The organism is Actinoplanes sp. NBRC 101535, assembly GCF_030269225.1.
Taxonomy (GTDB): Bacteria; Actinomycetota; Actinomycetes; order Mycobacteriales; family Micromonosporaceae; genus Actinoplanes; species Actinoplanes rectilineatus.
In genome coordinates, this window is record NZ_BSSY01000017.1 from 48658 (window position 1) to 72086 (window position 23429).

Genomic DNA, 23429 nt, shown 5'->3' on the forward strand with positions numbered 1-23429 from the left:
CGAGGAACGCGCCGCTAAAAAGGCAGGACTGCTATGAGAGGGTCCTGATGCTGTTGGAGTTGAATCCGAGTTCGTAGACCTGGACTCCGGGGTCGAGGGTTGCGTAACCACCCGTGCAGTTGGAGTTGCTGTAATACCTGACCCTTTTTGTGGTCAGGTTCTTGGCGGCCCGGGGGTAGGTGGAGGTAGTCCAGCACCTGCTGTCGCTCGGCGGGAGAGCGATGCGGAAAGTGCCGGTGTAGTTCACTTCGTCCCATTGGCACAGGTACCCCGTGTAGGCGGCCGTGCATTGCGCGACACTGGCCTGAGCGGGAGTGGCGCCGACGAGGAGTCCCGCTCCGGCGGCCACGACCGATGCCGCCGCCACCGCTGCCATCTTGCGAATTTCCATTTCCCGTTCCCCCTTGGAAGGTGAGCTGCTTCCACAGTAGAGGGAATATTTGAGGCAATGGATGTGACAAGACGCACCGCGTCGACGCGTGCTCATTTGGATTGCTATGCGAGCTTCCGGCGATTCGATGAGGTCGATTATTGAGCACTGATCGGCAATAATGTCGGCATTGATCTCAATGAGATTTGAGCCTATATTGAGCGACGATTAATAACCAGTTCATGCGGAATTTGTCTTTACCTGAAAGGGAAGCCCGCCCATGGGGCGCGAGGGCATCAGGGCGGGCGAGGCGTCGGGAGCAGACGGCAGCCGGGTCAGGAACGGGCGGCGACCTGGTCGAGGACGTCGTCGGCGGGGCAGCGGCCCCGGAAGACGTAGCGCTCGGTGAACTCGGCCACGTCGTCGCGGAGTTCGCGGGAGACGCCCAGGCGGGCCAGCGCGCCGTAGGCGGCCATGAAGCAGTCGCGGGCCGCGGCGGCCAGGGTCGTGTCGGTGAGGGCGTCGCGGGCCGCCCGCTCCCAGAGGCGGGGTTCGGCGCCCAGGTGGGCGGTCGCCTGCCAGGCCTCGTCGGCGGCGCGCGGGTCGTCGATCAGGGCGGCGGCGACGACCGCGGGGATGCGCCAGCCGGTGCCGGGCTGGCGGTCGGCGACGTCGATCTCGAGGTGACCGCGGGCGGCGACCGGCGGGCGCAGGGCGGCGAGGTGCCGGTCGACGTCGTCGGGGGTGAGGCGGGCGCCGGCCCGGATCGCCTGGCGCAGGGTGCGGCCGGTCGCGGTCGGGGCGTTCATCGCATGGGCGGCCCAGGAGCGAGCCGGATCGCTGGGCAGCGAACCGCCGCCGAAGAATGAGCCACCGTCGACGGCCGAGCCACCAGCGACGGCTGAGCCACCGTCGACGGCCGAACCGCCGAGAACGGCTGAGCCACCGTCGACGGCCGAGAAGCCGTCGATCGTAGGGGAATCGCTGAAGGGTGAGCCGACGACCGGCGGCAGCACGGGAGTGTCCCGGCGCAGGGACTGCCGGACGCTGCGCCATCCGGTCGGCCGCCCGTGACGCAACGGCGCGTTCGCGAACGAGGCCGCCAGCACCGGAGCCAGTGTGTGCGCCAGCGCCCACCGATGGTCGATCCCGAGTGGCCCGCCGCCGTCGAGTCCCGCCTCCAGGCCGACCCGGATGCCCGCGGTGGCGGTGCCGAGGGCGTGGGCCGGCCCCTCCGGGTGGGCGGTGTCGGTGGCCTGGGCCAGCACCGTGAGGCCGTGACCCTCGACGACGCGGCCGGCTGCGGCCAGGTCGTCGGTCATGCGTTTGAGGGCGACCTCGATGCCGGGCGACGGCGGGCCGCTGACCACGAGCAGGCGTGGTGACCGGGTGTCGAGGAAGCCGTGGCGCAGGGGGCGCCGCCCGGTGGGCGCGCAGGCCGGGTCGAGGAGCAGGTCGACGGCGATGCCGACGAAACCGGGCAGGCCGGAGCTGAAGGCGCGTGCGGCGATGAGGTCTTCGGCGGCCTGCTCGGAGAGTGTCACGCCGCCGAGCATAGCATTCCTATCTGCGCAGTAGGAATAACCTAGGGGTCGGGATCAGGGGAACCGCCGGAGCCGGGCCGGGGGTCGTACCCGTACGGTCACTGCATGTCATCTGTCCAGGCGGCCCTGCTCATTCTCGCCCTCGCGGCGATCGTCCTGCTCGGCCTTCTGGTCGCTCAGGGCCGCGCTCCGGTGCGCAGCCCGCTGCTGTTCGGCGCCGGCGTCGCGCTGATCGTCGTGAAACCGGCATTCTTCCTGTTCTCCGCGTTGCTTCTGTCCGCCGCGCTCGCCCCGATAGGCACTATCCTCAGTGGACTGCGTGTCGAGAGGCGGGGGAAGGCATGAGCGACCCACTGGACACCGGGCGGCCGCACCCGGCCCGTGTCTACGACTACCTGCTCGGCGGCAAGGACCACTTCGCCGCCGACCGGGCCGCCGCCGAGCAGGGCCTGCAGGCCAACCCCAACGCGGCGACCGCGCCCCGGCAGAACCGGGCGTTCCTGCGCCGCACGGTGCGGATGCTCGCCGAGGCCGGCGTCGACCAGTTCCTGGACATCGGCACCGGTCTGCCCACCTCGCCGAACGTGCACGAGGTGGCGCAGGAGGTGCTCCCGGCCGCCCGGGTGGTCTATGTCGACTACGACCCGCTCGTCCTCGCGCACGCCCGCGCACTGCTGACCAGCACGCCCGAGGGCCGCACCGGCTACGCCGAGGCCCGCCTGCAGGACGGCGTCGCGATCCTGGAGCGGCCCGAGGTCCGCGAGATCCTCGACCTGGACCGGCCGGTGGCGCTGCTGCTCTACGCCGTCCTGCACTTCGTGGACGACGCCGACGACCCGTATGCCACGGTCGCCGCCCTGATGGACGCCCTGCCCCGCGGCAGTCACCTGGTGATCTCGCACATCACCGACGAGCACGACCCGCAGTCGTGGGCCAGGTTCGCCGCGATCATGCGAGGGCAGGGCATCACCACCCGCCTGCGGGACCGGCTCGACGTGGCCCGCTTCTTCACCGGCCTCGACCTGTTGGAGCCGGGCGTGACGCCGATCCTGCGCTGGCGCCCCGACGAGGTGAGCACCTTCACCGACGCACAGGTGGCACTGTTCGGCGGCGTGGGACGCAAACGTTAGCCACGTTTCGTGGTCAGGGCGCGAATCCCGTCCGCGTGGTGACCTCAGCCGCGCTGGGCACCCGAAGTCACCACACCCGTCGTGGCGTGGTGATTCCGGGCGCGCTGGACGCCCCAAATCACCACACCCGTCGTGGGGTGTGGTGATTCCGGGCGCGTTGGGCGGCTGAAGTCACCACGCGGACCCTGACGAAACTTGTCTAGACCTCGGTGGTCAGCTCGTACACCTCGGTGGTCGGGTGACCCGCCCTCTCGTGCACCCGCATCACCGCCTCCTTGCTCGGCCCGGTGCTCAGGCAGAACACCTTGCCGGCCTCCGGGTCGAGCCACGCCCGTTCGAAGTGCACCCCCTCCTCGCCCTCGATCTTCAGGTCGGCCTCGTGCGCGGCGTTCAACTGCTCCGCGGTGACTCCGACGAACCCGTCGTGCACGTCCATGAACTTGGCCATCGTCCGGCCCTCTCCGTCGTACCGGTGACTGACCAGCTCAGCGTGCCCGCCCGGAAGCCGTCGGACATCGGTCACAACACCTAGGAAGCCGCACCGGGGCTCTTACAGTGCGATGGTGACGCTGAGTAGTCCCGTCCTGATCGGACGGCGTGATCTGCTCGAACTCGCCGGCCGCCGGCTCGCCGGGGCCGCCGCGGGCTCGGGCGAGCTGCTGTTCCTGGCCGGTGAGGCCGGCATCGGCAAGACGCGCCTGCTGCGCGAGATCAGCGTGCGCGCCGCGGCGGCCGGGTTCGCGGTGATCGGCACCGCGGCCACCCCCGGCGACGTGGAGATCGCGGCCGGGCTGCTCAGCGATCTCGGCGCCGGTCTGCGGCGGGACCCGGCGACCGCGCCGACCGGCACCCGGATCATGCAGCGGCTGCGGGACGGCGCGCGCGGCGACCCGGACCGGCACCGGCGGCTGCTGGTCACCGACCTCACCGAGATGGTCGAACGGGTGGCCACCTGCACCCGGCCGATGCTGATCACGTGTGAGGACCTGCACTGGGCCGACGACCTGACCCTGGACGTCCTCGCGCGGATGGCGCTGCGGGCCCGGGCGCTGCCGCTGCTGCTGGTCGGGACGTACCGCAGCGACGAGCTGTATCCGCGGGTGCCGATGCGGGCGTGGCGGGCCCGGCTGCTCACCCAGCGTCACGCCGAGGAGGTCCGGCTGACCCGGCTGAGCCGTACCGACACCGCCGAGCTGGCCGCGGCCATCGCCGGCACGCGCCTGCCGGCCGCCGAGACCGCCGCCGTCTTCGCCCGCAGCGACGGCATCCCGCTGCACGTCGAGGAGTTCCTGGCGGCCGCCGACGGGGTGCCGGACACCCTCGCCGACGCGGTGCTGTTCCGCGCCGAGCGGCTCGGCCCCGCCGCCCGGGAGCTGGCCGGCGCGGCGTCGGTGCTGGGCCGCTCGTTCGACCTGGACCTGCTGATCGCGATCACCGGCGGTGCCCCGGCGACGATCGACGCGGCGCTGCGCGAGCTGGGCGAGAACTTCTTCGTCCTGCCCCGGGCGGACGGGACCGGGTTCGACTTCCGGCACGCGCTGATCCGGGACGCGCTCTACGCCGACCTCAGCCCGCTGCGGCGCCGGGAGCTGCACGGACGGGCCGCCGCGGCGGCGGCCGACGCCGGGTTCGCCGCCGCATTCGTCAGCGACCAGTACGAGCGCGCCCAACGAGCCAAGGACGCTTTCCCGTACGCGATGACCGGCGCGACCGAGGCCGCCCAGCTCTCCGCCCACCAGGAGGCGGCCGAGCTCTACCGGCGGGCGCTGCGCACCGCGGACCCGGCCGCCGACCGGGCCGCCCTGCTGTCCGCGCTCGCCGCCGAGCTGGCCGCGATCGACGAGAACGACGCCGCGGACCGGGCCTACGCGGAGGCCTACCGGCTGCGGCTGGACCGGGACGAACCACTGGCGGCCGCCGCCCTGCTGCCCGAATGGGTCGCCGTCCGGCACCTGCTCGGCGACGGGCTGGACCGGCGGGTCGAACAACTGCGGGCCGGGCTGACACTGGCCGCGGGCGACGACGGCATCCGGGCCCGCCTGCACGGGGCGCTCGCGGCGGCGTACATGCTGGACCGGCGGTTGACCGAAGCCCTCGCCGACGGCGAGCGTTCCCGGGCGCTGCACCCGGCCGAGGACGACGACCGGGACACCACCGTCGGCGCGGTGCTGCTCTTCCTGGGGCGTCTCGACGAGGGGTACGCCCTGCTGGAAGCCGTGATCGACCGGGCCGCCGCGGCGCACCGGGAACGCCAGGCGGCCCGCGCCCACCGGATGCTCGGCTCGTCCGCCTCGGTGCTGGTCGAGTACGAACGGGCGGAACACTGGCTGACCCGTGGCATCGCGTACGCCGACCGCGCCGAACGTTTCAACGACCGCCACTACATGGCCGCCCACCTGGCGCACGTCCGCTGGGCGACCGGCGACTTCACCGGTGCCGAGGCGCAGGCCCGGGCCGCCCTGGCCGACGGCCGCGGCGGCATCACCACCCGGATCACCGCGCTGCACGTGCTCGGGTTCTGCGGGCTGGTCACCGACCCGGCCGGGGCGCACGCGGCACTGACCGAGGCCGCCGCGCTCGGCGAGGCCATGCACGAACTGCAGCGCGTCTCGCCCGCCTGGTGGGGGCTTGCCGAACTGGCCCTGCTGGGCGGCGACCACGCGACGGCGCTGGCCTGGTGCGAACGGGGTCACGCGGCGTCCGCCGGAGTCGGCGATGCGGCCTACCTTTACCCGTACACGGTGACGGGTGTCCGGACGCACCTGGCCGCCGCCGGACCGACCGCCGCGAGGGACTGGCTGGCCCGGGTCGCCGGTCTGCTGACCGATCGTGGGATTCCCGGCACGCTGCCCGCCCTCGATCACGCGCAGGGCCTGATCCTGCTGGCCGAGGGGCAGACCGGCAAGGCCCGGGTGTTGCTGGAACGCGCGTCGCAGGCCTGGTCGCGGCGCCGACGGTTCTGGGAGGGCAGTGCGGCGCTGCTGGACCGGGCCCGCTGCGCGCACCGCTCGCGTCGCCCGGCCGAGGCCGCCGCGCTGGTCGCCGAGGTGCAGACCCGGTGGGGTACGCGCACGCCACCCGCCCTCTGGCTGGCCGGCACCCCGGCCGGTGAGCAGACCCGCCCGGTCCCGTTGACGGCCCGCGAGATGGAGGTCGCCCGGCTGGTCGCCGCGGGCCGCACCGACCGGGAGATCGCCGCCGCGCTGGTGATCTCCCCGCGGACCGTGTCGGCGCACCTGGAGCACATCCGTACGAAGCTGGGGGTGAGCCGCCGCACCCAGATCGCCGGCTGGCTGGCGGCGTATCCTGCTGCGGGTGAGCATAGGCAAAGGTGACATCGCCCCCGACTTCGAACTGGCCGACCAGGACGGCAACCCGCGGCGGTTGACCGATCTCCTCAAGGATGGGCCGGTCGTCCTCTTCTTCTACCCCGGTGCGATGACCAAGGGCTGCACCGCCGAGGCGTGCAACTTCCGGGACCTGGGCGCCGAGTTCCAGGCGGCCGGTGTGCAGCGGGTCGGCATCAGCAAGGACACCGTCGCGAAGCAGAAGGAGTTCGCCGACGCCAACACCTTCGACTATCCGCTGCTCTCCGACCCGGACATGGCGACGATCGCCGCGTACGGTGTGAAGCGCAAGCTGGCCCTCGGCCCACTGAGCACCAAGCGGATGACCTTCGTGATCGGCACCGACCAGAAGATCATCGAGGTGGTGCACAGCGAGCTGGACATGAACCAGCACGCCGCCGAGGCCCTGGCCGCAGCGCAGGCGTAAGGATCGGCAGCGGTCAGTCGCCGCTCAGATCGCGGCGGATGGAGACGGCGCCGGCCAGGAACCCGGCGCCGGCCCAGAGGAGCAGCACCCCGAAACCGTGCCGGTCGCCGGCGGCCGCGCTCAGGTACGCGGAGAACGGCAACGGCGCGTCCAGCTGGCCGAGCAGCCCCTCGACGACCAGCAACCACAACCCCCACCCGGCCAGCAGCCACACCGGTCGGCGCACGACGGTCGCACCGGCGACCCCGAACACCGCCATCACCGGCACCGCGGCCAGCGTCCACAGGTAGGACCCCGGCGTGCCGTCCCGCAGCACCGCGAGACCGCTGACCGCGGCCGGGGGGATGGTGAGCAGGGCCGCCGTCACGCTCTGCACGATCAGGGCCCGGACCCGGCGTGGCCTGCCGAGGAGGAGCAGCACGACGGTCCGGTGCTGGTAGTGCTGAGCGGTGGTGAGCGCGGCCACCCCGAACCCGCCCATCCCGGCGAACATCGACCAGAACTCCGGGCTGAACCAGGCGGTCGCCACGCCGAGGAAGGCAAACCCGAGGATCGATATCCAGGACGACCGTACGGTCAGGATGCGGTACAGCTCGCTGAGGACGTCCGCGGTCACCGGTCACCCGCGATGTTCAGGAAGATCTCCTCCAGCGCGGGCGTCTCCGGCACCAGCTCGAAGATCGGGACCCGGACGTTCAGGGCGATCACCCCGGCGGCCTCCGCGCCGAGCCCGGAGACGAACAGCACCCGGCCGTCGGTGGTGACCGTCGCGCCGTACCGTTCGTACGCCTCCCACAACCGGTTCTGATCGCCGCTGCGTACCCGCAGCCGGGCGGCGCCGGACAGCTCGGCGAGCGGCGCCGCCAGCCGGACCCGGCCCTGACCGATCATCACCACGTCGTCGACCAGCTGCTCCAGCTCGCCCAGCAGGTGACTGGAGATCAGCACGGTGCCGCCGCCCGCCGCGTGATCGCGCAGCAGGCCACGCAGCCAGGCCATCCCGGACGGGTCGAGGCCGTTCGCCGGCTCGTCGAGGACCAGCACCGGCGGCTCCCCGAGCAGGGCGGTCGCCACCGCCAGGCGCTGGCGCATGCCCAGCGAGTACGCGCCGGTCCTGCGGTCCGCGGCGGCTACCAGATCCACGTACTCGAGCAGGCGTGCCACCCGCTTGCGGGACGCGCCGCAGCGCAGCGCCTGCGTGACCAGGTGGGCACGCCCGGTTTGGCCGGGGTGGCTCAGGCCCTGCTCGACCACCGCGCCCACCTGCCGCAACGGTTGCTTCAGGTCCCGGTACCACTGCCCGCCGATGAGCGCGTCGCCGCTGGTCGGCCGGCTGAGCCCGAGCAGCATCCGCAGCGTGGTCGTCTTGCCCGAGCCGTTGAGCCCGAGCAGACCGGTGACCCGGCCCGCGGCGGCGGTGAAGGTCACATCGTGGACGGCGTTCACCCGGCCGTAGGTCTTCGTCAGACCCCGAGTCTCGATCATCCCCGGGACATCTCTCGCTCTCTCCCCGTCACGCCGCTGCGGGACAGGCCCCCACCGGGTCATTCTTCACCGGCTTCCCGCACATCGCCGGGATTCGGGTGTCAGAGGTCGACGATCCGGCCGCAGGCCCGTGCCACCACCGGGTCGTGCGTCACGACCACGATCGTCCGGCCCTCGCGGTGCAACTCACCGAGGATGTCCATGACCGCGTCGCGGCTGCCGGTGTCCAGCGACCCGGTGGGCTCGTCCGCGAGCACCAGGTCGGCCGGCCGCAGGAACAGCCGCGCCAGCGCGACGCGTTGCTGTTCCCCGCCGGAGAGCTGGTACGGCTTCTTGGCGCCGATCCCGGCCAGCCCGACCCGTTCCAGGGCCTCGGCCCGGCGGTGCCGTTTGGCGGTGCGGCCGCCCTCGGCGTACGTCTGGGCGACCCGCAGGTTGTCGTCGACGGTCGCGTTGTCGATCAGGGCGAAGTTCTGGAACAAATACGCCAGCCGGCTGCGCAGCAGGTGCACCGCCCGGCGCGAGTTGACCCGCGGGGCCTGCTCGCCGAACAGGGTGACCGTGCCGCTGTCCGCCGGCTCGAGCAGCCCGAGGACGTTGAGTGCGGTGGTCTTGCCGGTGCCGCTCCGGCCGGTGAGGGCCACCATCTCGCCGGCCGCCACGGTCAGATCCAGGCCGTCCAGCACCACCCGGTCGCCGAACCTCTTGCTCACTCCGGCGAGCCGGCACATCGCTGTGGTCATGCGACTTCTCCTTTCAGGACCTGCACGAGGTTGCGGCGCTCGACGGCTGTCAGCACCAGGTACGAGAAGAAGGCCTCGACCGCGATCACCGCTAGGCCGGCGACGAGCAGGACCGGGGTCCCGGCGACCGCGGGCCCGACGGCGACCACCAAGCCGAGCTGGAGCAGCCACATCGCGGCGAGGACGGCGAGGAGCTCCCGGTACCGCCGGAGGAAGCCGGTGCCGAACAGCCGCCGGACCGCCACCCGCCGGGCGACCATCATGAAGATCAGGACGATGCTCTCCGCGGTCAGTGCCAGAAACGCCACCGTGACACCGGCGGCGGCGAGAAGGACCGTCCGCGCCTCGGCGCGGAGCTCGGCGAGCCGCCGCGCGCTGTCCTCGCTCATGGTGACCAGGTGGCGCAGATTGTCGTCCAGCCGCAGCCGCTCCAGCGTGGGACGCAGGGACGCCAGCGTCGCCCGGCCGTCGCCGCCGGACAACCGGACCTTCAGGGCGCCGCCCGCATCCCCGGTGATCATGTTCACCCGGTCCAGGCCGACGCTGTTCGCGCTGGTCATCACCTGGATGACCGGGTCGAGGACGGTGTTGCCGTCCTGCTGGTTCACCGCCGGGTCGAAACTGAACGCGCGCTGCCCGTCGGCCACCCGGACGATGCGGATGTGCTGCCGCAGCACGGCGTCCGGCGCGGTCCGGCCGAAGAACCGGGCGTCGCCGCGCACGATGCTGTCCGGCCCGGTGCCCCGGCTCTGCTCCAGCGCGGCGGTGATCTCGGCCTCCCGGTCCCGGTGGCGTTCCGGCACCAGGACGATCCAGTCGCTCGTCGACTCGTCGATCACGACGGGCCGGCCGGTGGTGTCCTTCACCGGGTACGCGCGCAGGTAGTTGGGGTTGACCCGCAGGGAGGGGACGGCGCTCTGCGCGCTCGCGTCCGCGAAGTCCGTGGCGTCGACGTAGAGGGCGCCCGCCTCGTTCAGGGCCGGGTAGAGGTCGTACACCTCGGCGGCGGTCATCGCCGGCTGCCCGGTCGCGATCTCGTTCTGGTCGTCGCCCACCGACACCGGGCTGAACGTGCCGTACTCGGTCGAGGCGGCCCAGCCGTCGAGACGTTCCTGTTCGGCGGCGATACCGGTGTGTCTCGCCCACAGCACGCCGCAGGTGGCGACGAGCGCGACGGTGCAGGCCACCTTGAGGACGGCGTTGACGGCGAAGACGCCCCCGGTCCGCCGCCGGTTCTTGATCGAGTCGCTGAGCCGGATCCGGCCGATGAGGACACAGGTCAGCAGGGAGGCGGCGAGCATGACCAGGTAGGCCCGGGCCAGCAGGACCAGGACGGCGTACCCGAAGGCGGGTGTCGTGCCCGGGACCGCGGTGGCGGCGGCCAGGGCGGCGACGACACTGGCCGTGAGGGTGATCAGGATGAGGCGGCCGGAGGTCTCGTACCAGATGCGTGTGGTGCCGAGACCGGTCAGCTTCATCACCGCGACGCGCTTGGACTCGTGGAGCAGCCAGTACGTCAGCATCAGTGTGGTCAGCAGGATGAGGCCGGCCAGCACGGTGGTGAGCAGGGCGGTCAGCGGGCTGTCGGCGCTGCCCTGACCGGCCGGCTCGGCGGTGAGGTCGGCCGCGGTCACCGTGGTCCCGGCCGCGGCGAGCCGGCTGACCAGGGCCGCGGCGAATCGGTCGGCCGAGCCCTCCACGGTGTACTCGCCGGCGGTGGGCAACTGGTCGAAGGCGCTCCGCAGCGACTGGACGGTGACGACGTCGTTGCCGCCGAAGTCGCGCAGCGTGCCGGTCTGTCCCGGCTCGGTGGAGACCGCCCACCCGTCGGAGTGGGTCTCCTGCGCGGTCGGCCACCGGCCCGCGGTCAGGTCGAAGGAGTCGTAGAGCGCTGTCTGCCCGGTGGTGATCAGTAGGTAGGTGGTGGCCTGCGGCGTCCCGGACGCGGTGGCGCCCCGGACGGTCCGGAACAGGTTGACCCCGGCATCGGTGGCCGCCTCCTCCAGGGCGGGGTAGAGCAGAGCGGGGTCGGCCAGCCGCGGATCCGGCCGGATCGTGACGGTTTCGCCGATGGACCCCGCCGCCTGGCGTACCCGGGTCCGCTGATCCTCGTCCGTAGCGACGTAGGCGATGGCGAAGGCGAGCCCGGAGATCAGCAGCAACAGCAGAGTGGTCAGGGTCTTCTTCATGGCGGGCGTCGTCCTTCGTCCGGGGGAGGGGACAGCGGGGAGCGGCGGGGCCACCGCTCCCCGGACCGTCAGAGGGTGTTCCAGTACGCCTCGCTGCTCTGCGTGTAACCGCAGGAGGTGAGGGCGCGGGCCCACGCCCCGGCACTGGCCTGGCGCTTCTGCTGCGAGCTTCCGCAGACCGAGGTGGCCGTGTGGGTCTTGGAGGTGTGCAGGTAGTAGGACCACGCCCGGTGGGACGGGAAGTCCCGCTCGGAGCCGTGGTCCCACTTGCCGCCGCCCGGGTAGCTCACCGAGGCGAGGGCCGGCGAGGCGGCGAGGGCGAGACCGGCGCTCACTGCCAGTGTGCCCAGGACCGTCTTGACCGTGCGGTTGATGATCATGATTGCTCTTCCTTCTTCGGGGGTGTTCTTCGTCAGCGGCGCAGGCCGCGGTTCAGGCCCGCATGACGGTGGCGATGGGCATGTTCGCCGACCGGATCGCGGGGATCAGCCCGCCCACGGCGCCGGCGAGCGCGCCGGCGGCCATGCCGGCGAGCGCCGCGAGCGCGGGGAACGGAGCGTCCAGGGAGTCGCCGACCAGCGTCGCCATGGCGATCGGGAAGGCCGCCAGGCTGATCGCGACGGCGATCAGGGAGCCCGCCATGCCGATGATGGTCGACTCCGCCAGGACCAGGACGCCGATGTCGAGCTTGGTCGCGCCGAGGGACCGGCGCAGCGCCAGCTCCTCGGCGCGTTCCTTGAGCGTCGCCAGGCCGATGTTGACCACGCCCATCACGCCGACCAGCAGCATGGTCACGCCGACCGCGAGGAAGGTGGCCTGGACCACCGCGAGCGTGGAGTCGATGTCGCCGGCGACGTCGAGCCGGTTGACGTCGCCGAGCGGGACCTGCTGGAAGAAGGCCTGGCTGGTCAGCCACTCCTTGCTCGCCGTGCCGTCCCCGCCGGCCATCCGGGCGAAGATCTTCAGGGCGCCCTGGACGCTCACCTCGGCGTGCTGTTCGTACGCGTCCCACCCGACGTAGACGTGCGGGTCCAGTTCGCCGTCGTCGATCACACCGGTGATCTCGGCGCCGTGGGCGATGTCGCCCGGCGCCGCGGTCCAGGTGAGGCGGGGGGTGTCGCCCAGGACGGCCCGCGCCGCGTTGTTGACCACCACGGCGTCGCGGGCGGTGTCCGCGGCGGTCGGGAACCGTCCCTCGCGGACGTCGAACGGCCGGATCGACCGCAGGTCGCCGGCGTAGACGGTCAGCGGCACCGGCGTGTTCGTGCCGGCCACGGTCGCGCCCGAGTCGGTCAGCACCGCGGCGACGTCGACGTGGTCGCCGGCCGTGCCGGTCGCCAACTGCCGGGCCCGGTTGGCGGTGGCGTAGTCCACCGGCACCGTGGCGACGGCGGTGCCGCTGCGGCCCTGGCGCAGCTCGCCGAGATGGATGAGCTCGGCCCGGGCCACCCCCGCGGTCGCCTGGACGAAGATCACGGCGAGGATGCCGACGACCAGGCTGAGGCACGCGAGGAGGGCGCGGCCCTTACGCGTACTGATCTCCCGGACGCTGATGAGAATCAGCGTCGGCAGCCTTCTGATCATCGAGCCACGATCCGTTCGCTAGGTGCAGGGTGCGGTCCGCCATGGCGGCGACCTGGAGGTCGTGCGTGACCAGCGCGGTTGCGGCGCCCCGGTCCCGGGCCGCGCCGAGCAGGAGGGCGAGGACGCCTTCGGTGGTGCGCTCGTCGAGCGCGCCGGTCGGTTCGTCGGCGAGCACCACCGCGGGGCTGCGCACCAGGGCGCGGGCGATGGCGACCCGCTGCTGCTCACCGCCGGACAGCTCCCGCGGCCGGTGGTGCCCGCGGTCGGCGAGCCCGACCTGGTCCAGGCTCTCCATCACCTGCTCCCGGCGCCGCCGCCGGGGGACCGGTGTGCCGTGCTGCAGGGCGGCCATCACGTTGTCGAACGCGGTCAGGTGCCCCAGCAGGAAGAACCGCTGGTAGACGAAGCCGATCCGCTCGCTGCGCAGGTGGGCCAGCCGCCGGTCGGACAATCCGGTGGTGTCGGTGCCGTCGATGACGTAGCGGCCCGAGTCCGGGGTGTCGAGCAGCCCGAGGATGGTGAGCAGGGTGCTCTTGCCGGAACCGGAGCGGCCCAGGATCGCCGACGTGGTCCCGGCCGTCAGGGACATCGAGAGGCCCTTGAGCACCGGGACCCGGGCGCCCTGCGGTCCCGGGTAGGACTTGACCACGCCGGCCAGGTCCAGCATCACCCGGCTCATCCGGCGTCGGTGAGGGCCGGTGGCTGCAGGGAGACCACGTCCCCCGCGACCAGACCCTTGGTGATCTGGACGAACGACCCGTCGTTGATGCCGAGCGTGACGTCGCGTACCTCGAGGTTGCCGCCGGCGAGACGGACCGCGACCCGGCCGGTCTCGGCCGAACCGGCCACCGCCCCCACCGGCACGGCCAGGGCGTTCTTGACCTGTCCGGTCTTGATCGCGACCTGCGCGGTCAGGCCGGGGAAGAGGCGGAGCTTCTTGGGCGCCGCGCACGTCACCGTCAGATCGGCCGCGCCGGCGGCTTCGCCGTCGTCACCGGTGCCGCTGACCGGGCCGCCGAGCACCGGGCAGGAGAACGGCCCGGGACCCTTCTCGATCTGCGCCGTGGCGTCGGTGGCCAGGGTGTACAGCCGGTACTTCAGCACACCGGAGACGGTGCCCCGGATGCCGAAGCCGGTGGTCTTGAGGTGCGTCAGCGGCAGCCCGGCCGGGACCGAAGCGCCGTCGACGACGAGGGTGTCACCGACGGTGGCGGCCACCGGCGTCGTCACCGGGACGGCCTTGCCGTCCGGCTTGACCCAGCCGAGCACCGTGCCGGCCTTGACGATGCCGGTGAGCCCCCGGACCGCGGTGAACTTTCCGGCGACCGGGGCGACCGCGTCGAACTCCGGATTCGCGACGACCGTCCCGGCCAGGGACATCACACTGGTGATCGGCCGCTGGACCACTGTCGCGGTGCCGGTCTCGGCGGACGCCGGGGAGTACCCGCCGGTGGTGTTCCGGTCGGTTCCGTCGTCCTGGAGCTGCCATGCGGCGGCGAACCCGAGGGCCGCGGCGGCCAGCACGGACACCGCGACGGCCAGGGTCCGCCGGGCGCCGTCCGGCTTACCCGGCACAGTTCAGGTCCACGTCGCTCTGCATCGCGGCCGGGTCGCCGAGCTTCGCGGCGGCGACCTCCTCGTCGAAGACCTTGCGGGACTCGTCGTCGTACGCATCGGTGTACGCGAACATGGCCGGGAACTTGGCGAGCTGCTCCAGCGCCGCCTTCTCCCGATCGGCGTCCACGCCCCGGGCGGCCAGCCACTCCTTCTTCCAGCTGCAGGCCCACCCCTCCTGCAGGATCCGGGTGGCCGCGCCGTCCTGGTAGCTGACGCTGCCGCCGTCGGACTCGGCCGCCAGCGTGCGGCCCCAGCCCTCGTCGCCGACCCCGTCCGGCAGGGTCAGCGACTTCTTGGCCTCGTTGTACTCCGCGATCGCCGCCTCGTAGGTCTTGGTTCCGCCACCGGACTCGCCACCGGACTCGCCACCGGAGTCGGAGGAGCAGGCGGCCAGGCTGAACGAGGTGGCGCAGAGGACCACGAGGGCGATGGATCGCAACATGTCGAACCCTTCAAGGACGTCACGGGGTGGGGGAGGGAGGCCGGGCCGGCCGTGGCGGGCCGGCCCGGCCGGCGGATCAGTAGGTGAGGGTGCCTTCCCAGTGCCAGTCGAAGTTGTTGTTCTCGGCGGCCCGGAAGTTGAGGGTGAACTTGCGTCCCTTGGTGACGCTGGAGGCCAGGGTGTAGGTGCCACCCGTCTTGGGGCCGACGACGGTGGTGCCGGCCCAGGCGGAGCCGGTCCGGTCGTCGATCGGGCTGATCCGTAGCGCGACGCTGTTGGTCAGGCCCATGCCGTTGGTGTACTTCAGCTTGATCGTCCCGGTGCCGGAGGCGGTCCGGACGTTCGTGCCGACCACGAGGTCGGTGTCGCAGTCGCCCTGCAGGGAGGCGGTCGCGGCGAACGCGCTGGTGGCGATGATCGGAATGGCGAGGAGGCCGAGAGCGGCGCCCTTGGCCGACGCCGAGAGGCGAGACATTGTTGCTCCTGATGGGAAAAAAGGGGGATAGGAAAGCGCCGGCCGCGGGGCATCCGAGGGATTCCGTCGCCGGGCGGCGCTCAACCTACAAGCTGTTCTCACCAAGATCAACTTCTGTTTCAGCGGCCGCTCCGGAGTCTTTCCATGAATAGGAAGGCTTCCTTAAAATCGGCTTCCGAGCAGGTCAACCTGGTTGCGCTCGGGCAACTTACGGGATCTGCGGCGTCGCGTCGAGTCCTGGGAATGCGAATTGGGACACCATCATCGCGGTGCTTTCCCGATCGGGAAGATTGCGATGTCAAAGGTTCGACTCTGCTGATTCGGTCAGCATGTCGTCACTGATCGACGAACGTTTATCAGAAGATAAGTCCGACGATTAGCCGCCCGCTACAGCAGGCCGGCCTTCTTCGCGGCGTATTCCTCATCGGTCAGTACGCCCGCCGCGTGCAGATCGGCGAGGTGCCGCAACAGGGTGGCGTCGCTGTCACTGACCGGGCCGGCCTCGAGGCGGGACTGGATCGTCTCGGCCAGCAGCGCGCCGATCGCCCGGTCGGCGCTGAAGTCGAACGTGCCGCCGGACCAGGTGATCTCGACGGTGCAGCGGAGCAGGCCGGGCCGGAACCCGACCCGGCTCACGTCGGTCAGCGGGATGCTCTCCCGGCCGGCCTCGGCGCCGATCAGACCGCCGACCTGGCCGGTGCTGACCAGGTCCAGGCGGTCCGGGTGGACGACCAGGTAGAGGTTGGTGCCGGCGACCAGGCTGTGGCCGACCGCCAGCGCGCCGAGCACGTCGACGCCGGCCCGGTCGGCTTTCGCCCGGATCTGCGCCGCCTTGGCCTCGACCTCGGCGGCGGTCGGCGCTGTCCTGGAGAACCATCCCACGTGGGCACGGTAGCAGCGGTCAGCCGGTCACGTACTCGGCGAGGTGTTGCCCGGTCAGGGTGGAACCGTCGGCGATCAGGTCGGCGGGGGTTCCCTGGAAGACGACCTTGCCGCCGTCGTGTCCCGCGCCCGGGCCCAGGTCGATGATCCAGTCGGCGTGGGCCATCACCGCCTGGTGGTGCTCGATGACGATCACCGACTTGCCGGCGTCGACCAGCCGGTCCAGCAGGCCCAGCAGCTGTTCGACGTCGGCCAGGTGCAGGCCGGTGGTCGGCTCGTCGAGGATGTACACGCTGCCCGCCCCGCCCATGTGGGTGGCCAGCTTGAGGCGCTGCCGCTCACCGCCGGAGAGCGTGGTCAGCGGCTGGCCGATGGTCAGGTAGCCCAGGCCGACCTGGGTGAGCCGCTCCAGGATCTTGTGGGCGGCGGGGAGCTTGCCGTCGCCGGTGGCGAAGAATCCCTCGGCCTCGGCCACCGGCATGGTCAGGACCTCGCTGATGTCCTTGCCGCCGAACTTGTAGCCCAGCACCGCCGCGTCGAACCGGCGGCCCTCGCACAGCTCGCAGGGGGTGGCCACGCCGGCCATCATCCCCAGGTCGGTGTAGATCACCCCGGCGCCGTTGCAGCTCGGGCAGGCGCCCTCCGAGTTCGGGCTGAACAGCGCCGGCTTGACCGCGTTGACCTTGGCGAAGGCTTTGCGGATCGGTTCCAGCAGTCCGGTGTACGTGGCCGGATTGCTGCGCCGCGACCCCCGGATGGCGCCCTGGTCGATCGCGATGACGCCGTCGCGTCCCGCCACCGAGCCGTGGATCAGCGAGCTCTTGCCCGAGCCGGCGACCCCGGTGACCACCACCAGCACCCCCAGCGGGACGTCCACGTTCACGTTGCGCAGGTTGTGCGTGGCGGCCTTGCGGATCGGCAGCGTGCCGGACGGCTTGCGGACGGTGGCCTTGACCGTGGACCGGTCGTCGAGGTGCCGGCCGGTCAGGGTGCCGCTGGCGCGCAGGGCGTCGACCGTACCCTCGAAGACCACCTCGCCACCGGCGGAACCGGCCCGCGGACCGAGGTCGACGACGTGGTCGGCGATCACGATCGCCTCCGGTTTGTGCTCCACCACCAGGACCGTGTTGCCCTTGTCCCGCAGCTGCAGGAGCAGTTCGTTCATCCGCTGGATGTCGTGCGGGTGCAGGCCGATGGTGGGCTCGTCGAAGACGTACGTGACGTCGGTCAGCGCCGACCCCAGGTGCCGGATCATCTTGGTGCGTTGCGCCTCGCCGCCGGACAGCGTGCCCGCCGGCCGGTCCAGCGACAGGTAGCCGAGGCCGATCTCGACGAACGAGTCCAGGGTGTGCCGCAGCTTCTCCAGCAGCGGCGCCACCGACGGTTCCTGGTAGGCGCGCACCCACGCGGCCAGGTCGTTGATCTGCATCGCGCACAGGTCGGCGATGTTCCTACCCTTGATCTTCGAGGAGCGGGCCAGTTCGCTGAGCCGGGTGCCTCCGCAGTCCGGGCAGGCGCTGAAGGTGATCACCCGTTCGACGAAGGCGCGGATGTGCGGCTGCATCGCGTCGACGTCCTTGGCCAGGAACGACTTCTGGATCTGCGGGATCAGACCCAGGTAGGTCAGGTTGATCCCCTCCACTTTGATCTTGGTAGCTTCCTTGTAGAGCAGGTCGTTCAGTTCCTTCTTGGTGAACTTGCCGATCGGCTTGTCCGGGTCGAACCAGCCGCAGCCCCGGAAGATCCGGCCGGACCAGCCGTCCATGCTGAAACCCGGAACCGTCAGCGCGCCCTCGTTCAGCGACTTCGTCTCGTCGTAGAGCTGCGTCAGGTCGAAATCGGTCACCGAGCCGCGGCCCTCGCACCGCGGGCACATCCCGCCGACCAGGTTGAAGGTGCGCCGCTCCTTGACCGTCACCCCGGCCTTCTCGGTGGTCACCGCCCCCGAACCGGAGACCGAGGCGACGTTGAAACTGAACGCCTGCGACGACCCGATGTACGGCTTGCCCAGCCGGGAGAACAGGATCCGCAGCATCGCGTTCGCGTCGGTGGCCGTGCCGACCGTCGAGCGCGGATCCGAGCCCATCCGCTCCTGATCCACGATGATCGCCGTGGTCAGGCCCTCGAGGACGTCCACGTCCGGCCGGGCCAGCGACGGCATGAACCCCTGCACGAACGCGCTGTACGTCTCGTTGATCATCCGCTGTGACTCGGCGGCGATGGTCCCGAACACCAGCGAACTCTTGCCCGACCCGGACACCCCGGTGAACACCGTCAGACGGCGTTTCGGGATCTCGACGCTGACGTCCTTCAGGTTGTTCACCCGCGCGCCGTGCACCCGGATGAGATCGTGACTGTCGGCGACATGGCTGCTCATGCCCGCCATGCTAGGTGCGCGCGGCGCCCGGGACTTCTCGATTCGTGATCGGCTTTGCGACTATGACGGCTGTGATCACCGCGGATGTCTACACCGAGTTCGCCGCCCGCGAGGCCGCCGGATCGTCGCCCGCCTATCAGGCCCTCGCCACGGCGGTCGCGGCCGACGACCGTCTCCTCGCGCTCCTGGACACGCTGCCGGCCGCCAAGCGGCAGCCGAACCTGCTGTTCGCCGTGGTCCGCTACCTGGACGGGCCGGTCGACGACGTCACCCGGTTCTCTTCCTTCATCACCGGCAACTGGCCGCTGATCGCCGGCGAGATCCGGAAACGAGCCACCCAGACCAACGAACCCGGCCGGTGCGCGCTGCTGCTGCCGGTGCTCGCCGACCTCCCGCAGCCACTGGCGCTGCTCGAAGTCGGTACCTCCGCCGGGCTCAACCTCTTCCCCGACAAGTACTCCTACCGATACAACGGCGCCGACCGGCTCGGCGACGGCGAACCGGTGCTCGACTGCACCCTCACCGGGCGGGACGCACCGACCCGCCTCCCCGAGATCGTGTGGCGGGCCGGCATCGATCTGAACCCGCTCGACGTGACCGACCCCGCCGACGCGGCCTGGCTCCAGGCGCTGGTCTGGCCGGAGCACGACGCACGGCGTACCCGGCAGAGTGCCGCCGCCCGGACCGCCGCCGCCGACCCAGCCAGGCTGATCCGCGGCGACCTCGCCGATGCCCTCCCGGCTCTGGCGGCGCAGGCGCCCACCGACGCCACCCTGGTGGTCTTCCACACCTCGGTGCTCTACCAGGTTCCGGCCGAGCGCCGGAGATCTTCCTTTCTCTGGTACGCGAAACGCCCTGCCAGTGGCTCTCGATCGAGGTTCCGGAAGTCCTGGACCAGTGGGAACTCCCGCCACCGCCGGCGCCGACCCTGCACAACGTCCTGTCGCTCAACGGGGAGCCGCTCGCCTGGGCCCGCCCACACGGAGACGCCCTTCACTGGTTCGGACCGGTCCACAACGGACCCCTATCCTGATCGGGTGGACTCCTCGATCGACAGCATGGTGGCCCATCCCGCCCGCCGCTACGACTACTGGCTGGGCGGGAAGGACAACTTCGAGGCCGACCGCGCCTCCGCCCGCGAGATCGAGAAACGGATGCCGACGATCCGGGTCGCCGTCCACGAGAACCGCTGGTTCCTGCACCGGGCCGTCCGCCACCTCGCCGGCCTGGGCATCCGCCAGTTCCTGGACATCGGCAGCGGCATCCCCACCTCACCCAACACCCACGAGGTGGCCCAGCAGGGCGCACCGTCGTCGCACGTCGTCTACGTGGACAACGACCCGATGGTGCTCACCCACGCCCGTGCCCTGCTGGCGAGCGACCCGCGCGGCCGCACCGCGTACCTGCAGGCCGACCTGCGGGACCCGGCGAGCATCCTGGCCGACCCGGAACTGCGCGCCACCCTGGACCTGAACCAGCCGGTCGCCCTGCTGCTGATCGCCGTCGTCCACTTCCTGCGCGACGCCGACGACCCGCGTGCGATCGTGGCCGCGCTGGTGGACGCCCTGCCACCGGGCAGCTATGTGGTGGCCAGCCACGGCACCGACGAGTACATGCCGGCGGAACAGTCGGCGGCGCTGCGGGCGGTGGCCGACGCCCAGTCCCAGATCCGCACCGGCACCGAGTTCGCCGAGATTTTCCAGCACCCGCGTCTGGAGCTGCTCGCGCCGGGCGTCCAGTCGGTGGCCTCGTGGTGGCCGGAGCAGGCACCGCAGCCCCGGCCACCGGTCGACCAGGTCGCCTTCAACGCCCTGCTGGCCCGGGTGACCTAGACACGTTCCGCGGTCAGCATCCGTGTGGTGACTACGGGTGCCCAGCGTTGCCTGAAGTCACCACGCGGACGGGCTTCGCACCCTGACTACGAAACGTGTCCAGCGCCTTTTCGTCAGGGATGGCTGGACCTCGCCTCGTTGCTGTCCCCTCACGTAACAGACGCCGATCCGCCCGGCCGCCCGTGACCAGCCCATTGCGCTCCAGGATCATGATCGGGTTCGATATCGTGGCGGTATGACGCAGCTTCTCCACATCACCGAGCGGTCGAGCTGGGAGGCCGCCGCCGACTCGGGCCTCTACCGGATGTCGACCCGGGGCGTGTCGCTCGACGAGCAGGGCTTCATCCACTGTTCCCTGCCGCACCAGCTGCGGACGGTCGCCGAGTACGTCTACGGCGACGCCGCCGACGACCTGGTGGTGCTGGTCATCGACAGCGAGCTCCTCGAGTCGCCGGTGAAGTACGAGGCCCCGGAGCCGGGCGCCGCCGAGTTCCCGCACATCTACGGTCCGGTGCCGACCGCCGCGGTGACCGAGGTCGTTCCGGTCGTCCGCGATGCTCAGGGGCGCATGCTGCTGCCCGAGTGATCGAGGCCGTCCCGGGCGCCGGGATACTCAGGGACGGGTGCTGCCGGCCGGGTGCGGGCCGCTGACGAACCGCAGGTGATTGCCGTCCGGGTCGAGCAGGACGAACGTGAGCATGCCGGGAACGTCGTCCTCCAGCGTGCCCAGGGTCGGTTCGTCCCGGAGCTGCTCCCATCGGGCGGCGGCGTCGTCGACCCGCAGCAGACATCCGGTGGGGGAGTGCCTGCTCGTACCGGAGATGTGCAGTTCGGTGTCTTCCTGAGTCAGCACCGCATAGCCGGGCAGTTGCTCGCCGCGGAAGCCCAGACGGCCGTAGAACGCCAGTGACCGATCCAGGTCACGGGTGCTGAGGATCGGTATCGCTCCGGCCGGGCCGGTCAGCAGCTCCACAGCCCGGGTCTCGACGGCGAAGCGTCTGGCGGGTCGGCGCGGGTTCTCCGCGGAGGGCTGGATCGGGGGCGGCGGGGTGACCGGGAGACCGTACAACGCCTGGACGGCGGCGCGGATGTGCGCGGCCGCCACCGCCGGGTCGAGCCGAGGCGGCAACTCCCCCTGCGCCCGGACGAACGCCGCCAGCACGTCCCGGCCGGTCCCGTCCGGCGGCACCCGCTGGAACCACCGGAAACCGGGCGGCACCGGCGGGATGCCGTACTCGGCCAGGTATTCGTCGGTGTCGTCGCGGAGCTGCCGCAGATCGTCCTCGGAGAGCGGCTCCTGGGTGACCTCGCGGGCGCCGGTGCCGGGCTCCCGGATGACGGTGGCCCACTGCTCCCGGTCGTCGGGGTAGCGCAGCAGCGTCTCCGGCCCGGCGAACCAGCCGAGCATCAGATGCGTGTCGCTGTCGCCGCACTCCCAGTACCGGCCCTGCCCGGTCACCACCACGTCGTGGTCGTCCAGGGTGCCGGGCGGGCGTACCGGCAAGGTCCCGGCGTCGTCCCAGGAGGCGATCATCGGACCGACAGCGTCCCGGGAGGCGGTCATCGGAGCAGCGGCTTCACAGCGCCGACCATGGGCATGCAACCGACGGTACAGGGATGTACCACCGCGGGTGGGCGGTCGGGTTAGCGTCCGGGCATGACGCCACGAGTCAGCGGTGACCCCCGGATCGGCGAGCGCATCAAGGTCCGCCGTCAGCTGCGGGGATGGAGCATCAGGTACGCGGCCAGCCGCGCCGGGATATCGCACGCCACCTGGAGCCGGATCGAGCGGGGACGGCAGGCGGCCGACAACCGGTTCATGCTGGCGGACGTCGCCGCGGCGCTGGACTGCCCGCCGGACGAGCTGACCGGGGTGCCGGTGGCGGCGGGCGACCGGGAGGCGACGGCCGCGAACCTGGGGGTGCACGCGGTGCGGCAGGCGCTCGTCGACATCGACCTGCGCGATCCGCACGGTGAGCCGATAGGCCGGCTTGGGTATGACGGTGACCCGAGTGCGGTCGGTGACGGGCCGGGGGAGCGGGACATCAGCCGCGAGCCGGTGCTGTTTGCGGAACTCGTACGAACGGCCGAGCTGTTGGACACCTTGCGGCAGGCGTGTGACTACGCGGGGGCGGCCCGCCTGCTGCCGTCGTTGCTGCGGGGACTGCACGCGGCTACGGCCGGGCCGTCCCGTGCCGACGCGCTGCGGCTGCTCTGCGACGCAGCCTTCATCGCCTCCTCGGTGCTGCGTAACCTCGGCCGTCCGGCGGACGCGTGGCTGGGTGCGGAGCGATGCCGGGATGCGGCCGAGGCCGCCGAGGACCAGGTCATGATGGGGTACGCGGCCTATGCGCGCGCGACGGCGGCGGCTGCCTGCGGCTCGTACCATCGAAGTTTGAAGCTGGCCGGACGCGCGGTGGACGAGCTTCGCGGGGTGGGTGCGCCCGGTGCGGCGGAGGTGCTGGGATCGCTGCAGCTGGTGTGCGCGACGGCCAGTCGCGGACTGCACCGGACGCAGGAGAGCCGGGCCGGGGCGGACGAGGCGGCCGCGCTCGCTGGGCGGACCGGGGAGACGACCGTGAAGGGGCTGTACTTCGGACCCACGAACGTGGCGATCTGGCGGGTCGCGATCGAGGTGGACGGCGGGGACCCGGGCCGGGCCGTGGAGATCGCCCGCACCGTGGATCCGTCGGTGCTGCCGGTGAGCTTCCGGCAGGTGTTCTACTTCGCGGACACCGCGCGGGCGCTGGCGCGGGTTCGTGGCCAGGACCGGGCGGCGATCCGGTACCTGCTGACGGCCGAACGGCTGGCGCCCCAGCACGTGCACACGTCGGTGACGGCCCGTGAGACGGCGCGGGCGCTGCTGGAGCGCTCGGTCCGGCGGGCCGGCGGTTCGGAGTTGCGCGGCTTGGCGGAGCGCCTCCGCATCAGCGCCTGAGTAGACACCTTTCACAGTCAGGGTCTGCCTGCGTGGTGACTTCGGGC

Annotated in this window: 22 protein-coding genes and 2 pseudogenes; 8 read left to right on the forward strand and 16 right to left on the reverse strand. The window is 71.5% G+C overall.

Going from position 1 to position 23429, the window contains the following annotated elements; translation table 11 throughout:
* Positions 1 to 31: 31 nt before the first annotated feature.
* Together QSK32_RS34930 and QSK32_RS34935 are read right to left on the reverse strand one after the other, a co-directional pair.
* On the reverse strand, positions 32 to 391 hold the full coding sequence (locus tag QSK32_RS34930) for a peptidase inhibitor family I36 protein (RefSeq protein ID WP_285474300.1): 360 nt from the start codon (positions 389 to 391) through the stop codon (positions 32 to 34).
* Between the two features lie 314 nt (positions 392 to 705).
* Entirely contained in the window at positions 706 to 1914 is a 1209-nt protein-coding gene (locus QSK32_RS34935; RefSeq protein ID WP_285474301.1) for a glutamate-cysteine ligase family protein, read from the reverse strand.
* Between the two features lie 105 nt (positions 1915 to 2019).
* Here QSK32_RS34935 and QSK32_RS34940 point away from each other — a divergent pair, with 105 nt between their 5' ends.
* Positions 2020 to 2259 carry a hypothetical protein gene (locus QSK32_RS34940; RefSeq protein WP_285474302.1) on the forward strand — a complete coding sequence of 80 codons (240 nt, stop codon included), beginning with the start codon at positions 2020 to 2022 and terminating at the stop codon, positions 2257 to 2259.
* Positions 2256 to 3044, forward strand: coding sequence for an SAM-dependent methyltransferase (locus tag QSK32_RS34945; RefSeq protein WP_285474303.1), 789 nt, complete (start codon positions 2256 to 2258; stop codon positions 3042 to 3044). Before QSK32_RS34940 ends, QSK32_RS34945 begins: the two co-directional genes overlap by 4 nt.
* A 199-nt stretch (positions 3045 to 3243) precedes the next feature.
* Here the strand turns inward: QSK32_RS34945 and QSK32_RS34950 are convergent, their stop codons facing one another.
* Entirely contained in the window at positions 3244 to 3567 is a 324-nt protein-coding gene (locus QSK32_RS34950; RefSeq protein WP_285474304.1) for an SCO4226 family nickel-binding protein, read from the reverse strand.
* A gap of 40 nt (positions 3568 to 3607) precedes the next feature.
* On the opposite strand from QSK32_RS34950, the gene QSK32_RS34955 reads away from it, so the two are divergent.
* Together QSK32_RS34955 and QSK32_RS34960 are read left to right on the forward strand one after the other, a co-directional pair.
* Entirely contained in the window at positions 3608 to 6379 is a 2772-nt protein-coding gene (locus QSK32_RS34955; RefSeq protein WP_285474305.1) for a helix-turn-helix transcriptional regulator, read from the forward strand.
* Positions 6360 to 6818 (forward strand): peroxiredoxin, encoded by a 459-nt coding sequence (locus tag QSK32_RS34960; protein ID WP_285474306.1) that lies wholly within the window; start codon positions 6360 to 6362, stop codon positions 6816 to 6818. The genes QSK32_RS34955 and QSK32_RS34960 overlap by 20 nt, the downstream gene beginning before the upstream one ends.
* Before the next feature lie 13 nt (positions 6819 to 6831).
* Here QSK32_RS34960 and QSK32_RS34965 read toward each other — a convergent pair whose 3' ends face one another.
* The 12 genes from QSK32_RS34965 to QSK32_RS35020 all read right to left on the reverse strand — a co-directional run bounded on the left by QSK32_RS34965 (position 6832) and on the right by QSK32_RS35020 (position 18621).
* Positions 6832 to 7434 carry a hypothetical protein gene (locus QSK32_RS34965; RefSeq protein WP_285474307.1) on the reverse strand — a complete coding sequence of 201 codons (603 nt, stop codon included), beginning with the start codon at positions 7432 to 7434 and terminating at the stop codon, positions 6832 to 6834.
* The gene (locus QSK32_RS34970; protein ID WP_285474308.1) at positions 7431 to 8303 is read right to left on the reverse strand and encodes an ATP-binding cassette domain-containing protein; all 873 of its coding nucleotides are present in this window, start codon (positions 8301 to 8303) and stop codon (positions 7431 to 7433) included. Before QSK32_RS34970 ends, QSK32_RS34965 begins: the two co-directional genes overlap by 4 nt.
* A gap of 101 nt (positions 8304 to 8404) precedes the next feature.
* Positions 8405 to 9046 carry an ABC transporter ATP-binding protein gene (locus tag QSK32_RS34975; protein ID WP_285474309.1) on the reverse strand — a complete coding sequence of 214 codons (642 nt, stop codon included), beginning with the start codon at positions 9044 to 9046 and terminating at the stop codon, positions 8405 to 8407.
* Positions 9043 to 11235, reverse strand: a complete 2193-nt coding sequence (locus tag QSK32_RS34980) for a bacteriocin-associated integral membrane family protein (protein ID WP_285474310.1) — start codon at positions 11233 to 11235, stop codon at positions 9043 to 9045. The genes QSK32_RS34975 and QSK32_RS34980 overlap by 4 nt, the downstream gene beginning before the upstream one ends.
* 68 nt (positions 11236 to 11303) lie before the next feature.
* A complete protein-coding gene (locus tag QSK32_RS34985) occupies positions 11304 to 11615 on the reverse strand; it encodes a lactococcin 972 family bacteriocin (protein ID WP_285474311.1) in 312 nt (103 codons plus the stop codon).
* A gap of 52 nt (positions 11616 to 11667) precedes the next feature.
* Positions 11668 to 12819: an ABC transporter permease gene (locus tag QSK32_RS34990; RefSeq protein ID WP_285474312.1), complete on the reverse strand. Its 1152-nt coding sequence runs from the start codon at positions 12817 to 12819 to the stop codon at positions 11668 to 11670.
* Positions 12761 to 13498 (reverse strand): ABC transporter ATP-binding protein, encoded by a 738-nt coding sequence (locus tag QSK32_RS34995; RefSeq protein ID WP_285474313.1) that lies wholly within the window; start codon positions 13496 to 13498, stop codon positions 12761 to 12763. Before QSK32_RS34995 ends, QSK32_RS34990 begins: the two co-directional genes overlap by 59 nt.
* On the reverse strand, positions 13495 to 14394 hold the full coding sequence (locus tag QSK32_RS35000) for a permuted SH3 domain-containing protein (RefSeq protein WP_285474314.1): 900 nt from the start codon (positions 14392 to 14394) through the stop codon (positions 13495 to 13497). Before QSK32_RS35000 ends, QSK32_RS34995 begins: the two co-directional genes overlap by 4 nt.
* On the reverse strand, positions 14384 to 14878 hold the full coding sequence (locus QSK32_RS35005; protein WP_285474315.1) for a hypothetical protein: 495 nt from the start codon (positions 14876 to 14878) through the stop codon (positions 14384 to 14386). Before QSK32_RS35005 ends, QSK32_RS35000 begins: the two co-directional genes overlap by 11 nt.
* A 76-nt stretch (positions 14879 to 14954) precedes the next feature.
* Complete coding sequence (locus QSK32_RS35010; protein ID WP_285474316.1) at positions 14955 to 15353, reverse strand: hypothetical protein; 399 nt, start codon at positions 15351 to 15353, stop codon at positions 14955 to 14957.
* 387 nt (positions 15354 to 15740) lie between these two features.
* On the reverse strand, positions 15741 to 16235 hold the full coding sequence (locus tag QSK32_RS35015; RefSeq protein ID WP_285474317.1) for an SHOCT domain-containing protein: 495 nt from the start codon (positions 16233 to 16235) through the stop codon (positions 15741 to 15743).
* Between the two features lie 19 nt (positions 16236 to 16254).
* Positions 16255 to 18621 (reverse strand): ATP-binding cassette domain-containing protein, encoded by a 2367-nt coding sequence (locus tag QSK32_RS35020; protein ID WP_502872578.1) that lies wholly within the window; start codon positions 18619 to 18621, stop codon positions 16255 to 16257.
* A 62-nt stretch (positions 18622 to 18683) separates the two neighbouring features.
* Here QSK32_RS35020 and QSK32_RS35025 point away from each other — a divergent pair.
* The 3 genes and pseudogenes from QSK32_RS35025 (at position 18684) to QSK32_RS35035 (ending at position 21030) form a co-directional block, all read left to right on the forward strand.
* Positions 18684 to 19645 (forward strand): annotated as a pseudogene (locus QSK32_RS35025) (DUF2332 domain-containing protein).
* A gap of 19 nt (positions 19646 to 19664) precedes the next feature.
* Positions 19665 to 20444 (forward strand): annotated as a pseudogene (locus QSK32_RS35030) (SAM-dependent methyltransferase); the annotation flags it as partial.
* A gap of 235 nt (positions 20445 to 20679) precedes the next feature.
* Positions 20680 to 21030, forward strand: coding sequence for a DUF952 domain-containing protein (locus QSK32_RS35035; protein ID WP_285474320.1), 351 nt, complete (start codon positions 20680 to 20682; stop codon positions 21028 to 21030).
* A gap of 27 nt (positions 21031 to 21057) precedes the next feature.
* On the opposite strand, the gene QSK32_RS35040 is transcribed toward QSK32_RS35035, so the two are convergent.
* On the reverse strand, positions 21058 to 22008 hold the full coding sequence (locus tag QSK32_RS35040) for a DUF5956 family protein (protein WP_285474321.1): 951 nt from the start codon (positions 22006 to 22008) through the stop codon (positions 21058 to 21060).
* A gap of 93 nt (positions 22009 to 22101) precedes the next feature.
* On the opposite strand from QSK32_RS35040, the gene QSK32_RS35045 reads away from it, so the two are divergent.
* Positions 22102 to 23382, forward strand: coding sequence for a helix-turn-helix domain-containing protein (locus QSK32_RS35045; protein ID WP_285474322.1), 1281 nt, complete (start codon positions 22102 to 22104; stop codon positions 23380 to 23382).
* Positions 23383 to 23429 lie beyond the last annotated feature (47 nt).